Annotated in this window: 5 protein-coding genes and 2 pseudogenes; all 7 read right to left on the bottom strand. The window is 69.8% G+C overall.

Annotated elements, in window-relative coordinates; translation table 11 throughout:
* Nucleotides 1-339 (bottom strand): annotated as a pseudogene (locus AC2W7M_RS19410) (hypothetical protein); the annotation flags it as partial.
* Nucleotides 330-653, bottom strand: coding sequence for a hypothetical protein (locus AC2W7M_RS19405; protein WP_486134174.1), 324 nt, complete (start codon nucleotides 651-653; stop codon nucleotides 330-332). The pseudogene AC2W7M_RS19410 and the gene AC2W7M_RS19405, both read right to left, overlap by 10 nt.
* A 206-nt stretch (nucleotides 654-859) precedes the next feature.
* Nucleotides 860-1,552, bottom strand: coding sequence for a M16 family metallopeptidase (locus tag AC2W7M_RS19400; RefSeq protein ID WP_486134172.1), 693 nt, complete (start codon nucleotides 1,550-1,552; stop codon nucleotides 860-862).
* A gap of 56 nt (nucleotides 1,553-1,608) precedes the next feature.
* Entirely contained in the window at nucleotides 1,609-1,890 is a 282-nt protein-coding gene (locus tag AC2W7M_RS19395; RefSeq protein ID WP_486134170.1) for a hypothetical protein, read from the bottom strand.
* Between the two features lie 354 nt (nucleotides 1,891-2,244).
* A pseudogene (locus AC2W7M_RS19390) lies at nucleotides 2,245-3,575 on the bottom strand (M16 family metallopeptidase); the annotation flags it as partial.
* Nucleotides 3,576-3,686: 111 nt separating this feature from the next.
* Nucleotides 3,687-4,400 carry a hypothetical protein gene (locus tag AC2W7M_RS19385; protein WP_486134168.1) on the bottom strand — a complete coding sequence of 238 codons (714 nt, stop codon included), beginning with the start codon at nucleotides 4,398-4,400 and terminating at the stop codon, nucleotides 3,687-3,689.
* Nucleotides 4,401-4,490: 90 nt separating this feature from the next.
* A complete protein-coding gene (gene lspA, locus AC2W7M_RS19380) occupies nucleotides 4,491-5,033 on the bottom strand; it encodes a signal peptidase II (RefSeq protein WP_486134166.1) in 543 nt (180 codons plus the stop codon).
* Between the last annotated feature and the right edge of the window lie 151 nt (nucleotides 5,034-5,184).

The raw sequence follows: 5,184 nt of genomic DNA, 5'->3' as shown, positions 1-5,184 counted from the left end.
CGGCCGGACGGGCGTCGAGGCGGCGGCCGGGCGCGGCTGCGCCGACCGCGCGGGGCGGATTTTCGGCTCGCCCTGCGGGTCGTAGCCCACATAGATCACATAGCGCTCGATGTCCGCCGGCTTCACCAGCGGAAACGTCAGCTGGTCCTCCACCACGGCAAAGGTGGAGCTTGGCTGACCCTGCGGAATTTCCAGGGGCAGGACAAAGAACTTGGTGGCGATGGTCTTGGGCGACGGCCCTTCCTGCACCACGGCGATGCGGATCGGCACTTCCAGCGCCCCGGCGGTGCCCTTCTCGCCCAGAAGCACGCGGCCCTCGATGCCCACCTTCACGGCCATGGTGGCACCGGAGATGGAGCATTCGCGCGCCAGCTGGCCATGGTGCCCTGATAGCGCAGTCCGCCTTCGCGGGCCTGGACCTGCCAGGTGGCCGCGCCGGTGCGGATCGTCACCTTCGGGCATTCATACTCGACCGCATTGGGACCGGAGCCCACGGTCAGCACGCCGGGCGTGCTGGCGACGCCCGCGCTCGAACCGGAGCCGGCGCCGGCGACGCCCGTGTCCTGGGCGCCGAAGGCGCCGTCGAGCCCCTCACCGGAGGCGCACCCGGCAAGCGCGAGGCCGAGCACCGCGAGCGCCACCGGGCCGGCCACGGCCGTCCGGGACGAACCCCGCTTGCGCAATCCCCGGTCCCGCGCGTCAGCACGGCATCCGTTTCAAGGGCCATTCCCGCTCTACTCCTGAAGCTGCCCCGCCCGGCGGCGTTATACCAAGAAGCGCGCGCAGGCCGAAATACCTTTAGCCGGTATTCGGATCAGTCCTGCCCGAACCTGCCGATATGGTTAGGGGCGCAGCCGTCTCAGCCGCCGGAAAGGCCGGCGGGACGGCCCACCACGACCACCAGCGCCTTGCGGGCATCGGTGAGCCGCTGGGCCACCCGCTTCATGTCGGCGACCGTCACCTGCTCGATCAGGGCATTGCGCTTGTCGATATAGTCGATGCCGAGATCGTCCAGCTGGATCTGCAGCAACTGGCCGGCCACCTTGGACGAGGTGTCGAAGCGCAAGGCGTAGCTGCCGACGAGGTAGCTCTTGGCTTCCTTGAGTTCCTCCTCCGTCGGCCCCTGCTCCAGGATGCGCCGGAACTCGCTCTGGATGATGGAGATGGATTCGCCCGCGCGCTCGTTCTTGGTGGCGGTGCCGGCGAACCACAGGCCCACATGGTTGAGGGCCACCTGGTAGGAATAGACCGAATAGGCCAGTCCCCTCGCCTCCCGCACCTCCTTGAACAGGCGCGAGGAGAAGGCGCTGCCGCCGAGGATGTGGTTGAGCACGTAGGCCGCCATGAAGTCCGGATCGGGACGCTCCAGGCCCACCGTGCCCATGACGATCACCGATTGCGGCACATCCAGGGGAATGACGTCGGTGGTGCCGAGGCCCTTGGGCGTCACGTCGGTCACCGGGACGAGATCGGCCTTCGCCGGCAGGGCGCCGAACACGGCGTCGAGCCTGCGGCCCAGCTCCTCGGCGGTGATGTCGCCCACCACCGCCACCCTCAGGTTGGAGCGGGCGAGCGTGCGCGCCGCGAACGCCTTGAGGTCGGCGCGGGTCAGGGTCGGCAGGCTCGCGAGCGTGCGTCCACCGGCCGGCCGTAGGCGTGGTCGGGGAAGGCCAGGGCGAACCAGCGCTCGTTGGCAATGGAATTGGGATCGGTGGAGCGGCGCCGGAGCACCGCCATCTGCGCCTCGCGCACCCGGTTGATGGCCTCCTCGTCGAAGCGCGGGGCGGTCACCGCGAGGCGCAGCAGGTCGAAGGCCTTGTCCTTGTTTTCGGAGAGCGTGCGCAGCGAGCCGCGGGTCTCGTCGCGGCCGGCGTCGAAGCGCAGTTCCACCGCCGCGTCGGCGAGCGCGCTCTGGAACGCCTGGGCATCGAGGTCGCCCGCGCCCTCGTCCAGCAGCGACGCCGTGAGGTTGGCAAGGCCCGGCGCCTTCGGCCCGTCCTGGGCGCGCCGCCGAGGAAGGCGAACTCCATGGCGATCAGCGGCAGCGTGGTGTCATGGACCAGCCAGGCCTTGATGCCGCCGGGGCTCGTCACCTCGGTGATGCGGCTCGACTGCGACTGGGCCGCGCTGGCGGACACAAGGGAAAGGGCCATCGTCACCATCATGATCGGCAGGAAGGGGGCGCAAAGGCGCGAAGCCGCGCGGCGGGCGAGGGCTCTCACGAGCGGTCGTCCTTCTTGGCGGCGCCGGCTTAAGGTAGCCCGTGACCGCGCGATCGAGAACCAGATAACGCTGCGCGGCCTGCTTCACGTCGTCCGCCGTGACCGACTTCACCCGCGCCGGCCATTCGCGCACGTCGTCCGCGCTCTGGCCGGTGGCCCATGCCGCGCCGTAGATGCGGGCCAGCGTGGCCTGGTTGTCCTGGGAATAGATGGCGTCGGCGGTGAGCTGGGTCTTGGCGCGCGCCAGTTCCAGCTCGTCGACCCCCTTCTCGGCGATCTCCGCCAGAACGGCGTCGAGGGCGACCTCCAGCTCCTCCAGGCTCACGCCCGGCCTTGGCGTCGCCGAGACCGCGAAGCGGGTCGGGTCGTAGGACGCTGCCTCGATCACCAGCCGCCGGCGCCGGCAGCGAGCCCCTTCTCCACCACCAGCTTGCGGTAGAGGCGCCCGGTCTGGTCGCCGCCGAGGATCTGAGACAGCACCTCCAGCGCCTCCGCCTCGCGCGGGGCGGCGGTGCGGTAGGAGGGGACGAGATAGGAGCGCGACAGGCTCGGCTGGGCCACCCGCGCATCGGCGAGCGCGACCCGCCGCTGGGCCTGCGGCTCCGGCTCCTGCGGGCGATCGCGCGGCGGCGTGTCGGCGCGCTTCACCGGGCCGTAGGTCTTCTCGGCGAGTGCGCGCACCTCTTCGGGCGTCACGTCGCCGGCCACCACCAGCAGCGCATTGTTGGGGGCGTAGAAGCGCCGGTAGAAGGCCAGCGCGTCCTCGCGGTTGAGCTTCCTGATCTCGTGCTCCCAGCCGATGATCGGGTGCTGGTAGGGATGGTTCACATAGCTCGCCGCCTGCATGGCCTCGGAGAGGCGGGCGCCGGGCTGGCTGTCGGTGCGCATGCGGCGCTCCTCCAGCACCACGTCGCGCTCGGGCAGCACCACCTCGTCGGAGAGCTTGAGGCCGGTCATGCGGTCGGCCTCGAATTCCATCACCTTCTCCAGGTGCTGCTTGGCGACGCGCTGGAAATAGGCGGTGTAGTCGGTGGAGGTGAAGGCGTTCTCCTGGCCGCCGAGGCGCGCCACGGTGTCGGAGAAGGTGCCCTGGGGGTGCTTCTCCGTGCCCTTGAACATGAGATGCTCGAGGAAGTGGGCGATGCCCGACTTGCCCGGCTGCTCGTCCGCCGAACCCACCTTGTACCAGACCATGTGGGTGACCACCGGGGTGCGGTGGTCCCGGATCACCATCACCTCCAGGCCGTTGTCGAGGCGGAACTGGGTGACCTTGGGACCGGCGGCGTCGGCAAGGCGGGGCGCGGCGACTGCGGCGCCGGCGGCAAGAATGGCGACCATGGCAATGCGGCTCATCAGCACGTTGTGAATCTCTCAGGCATGCGACACGGCCGGCCACGGGAATACGGGGCCGGGCTCGCGCGCGGAACCGGGAGCGGTATAGCCCCTCGTGCTCCCACCCGGCGGTCAATTGTTCTGGAGGTCGAAGAAGTTGGGAATCTTGAAAGCTTCCTGCTTCTTCTCCACCACGCCGTAGGGCGCGTTGGGGGCCGGCGTCTGGTAGCCGGCGGGCGGCTGGACCAGGCTCTCGCGCTCGGGCTCGCCGTTGAAGGTCAGCGGCTTTTCCTTCGTGGGATCGTAGCTGCCGATGCCGGCCCAGCCCTTGAAGCCGAGCTCGCTCGGCATGATCTCGTCGCGCTTCGAGCCGGTGGAGACGGGCTCGTTGTTCGTGTAGGTGGGTGCGGTCTTGCGGCGGCCCTTGTTGAGTTCGGAGGGCATCAGCGGCTGGCCGGGATCGTCGCGCACGATCGGCGCCTTGGCGGCAGCGGACCGCGCCTTCTGCCGCGCGAGGTCCGGATCCTTCGGCCAGTTGGGATTGGCGGCCGCGGTGCTGCTGGTGGGCGGCGGCAGGCTTTCGGGCGTGGTGGGCGGGACCACCAGCGGCGCGCGCTCGCGATAGTCGATGTCGGGCTTTTCCTCTTCCTCGGTCAGGCCCAGCATCTGCATGGTGTTCTTGAGGAAATCGGATTCGAAGCCCTGCGCCGCGGCGGGCGCGGGGGCCATGCCGATGCCGGCTGCGACGGCAATGTCGCGACCGCGATCCGCCGCCGACCGACGCCAGCAGGCCGCGCGCGCCACGGTCAGGGCGGCTTCCACAATTGATGCCGTGCTCACGCGCATGGGTTCGTTCCTCTGCGGCTCGCGCGTTCGGTTCGCATCCCGGCCGGGCCGGGCGGGGCCGATCGCGCTCATCGGACCTTTTCGCGCCGGCTATGGTGCGGCCGAGGGCGGCGAATTTGAGGCGCGATTGAAGACGGTATCGTACAGGAGCAGGCCGACGCCCACAACGACGGCCACGTCGGCAAGGTTAAACACGTACCAGCGGTAGCCGAAGGCGTGCAGCGACACGAAGTCGAACACCGCGCCATAGACCACCCGGTCCACCGCATTGCCGATGGCGCCGCCGATCAGAAGGCCGAGGGCGATCGCGTCGAGCCGCCGGTGGGTGCGCGCGAGCCAGACCGCGAACAGCAGCGCCGCCGCGACCTTCACCGCCACCAGCACCCAGCGCCCCTCCTCGCCCTGGGGGAACAGGCCGTAGCTGATGCCGTAATTCCACAGCGCCACGAAATCCAGGAACGGCGTGATGCGATAGAGCTGCACGCTCCAGTCGAACGACCAGTGCAGCACTAAGGTCTTGCTCGCCTGATCGGCGACCAGAACCAGGACGGCGACCAGCAGGCCGAGCCGCAGGTGGCGGCCGGCCCCCCGGCCCTGGGGGGCGGCGGCGTGAGGCGCGGCGCCGCGGCGCATGCCTTGTGCTGCAATGCGGCAATGCTAGGCTTGCTCTTCGCATGCCGGAAACCACCCATGGCCGCTCCGCTCTGTCGCTCACTGCCGGGCCGGCGCTCTGGCGCATCGATCGCATCGCGCCGGTGATCGGCCCCGACGCTGGCGGAAGCCG

The organism is Xanthobacter sp. BG11Y11_SDJG, assembly GCF_057364445.1.
The sequence above is the reverse complement of the archived record's forward strand: the minus strand, read 5'-3'. Positions and strand labels throughout refer to the sequence as shown.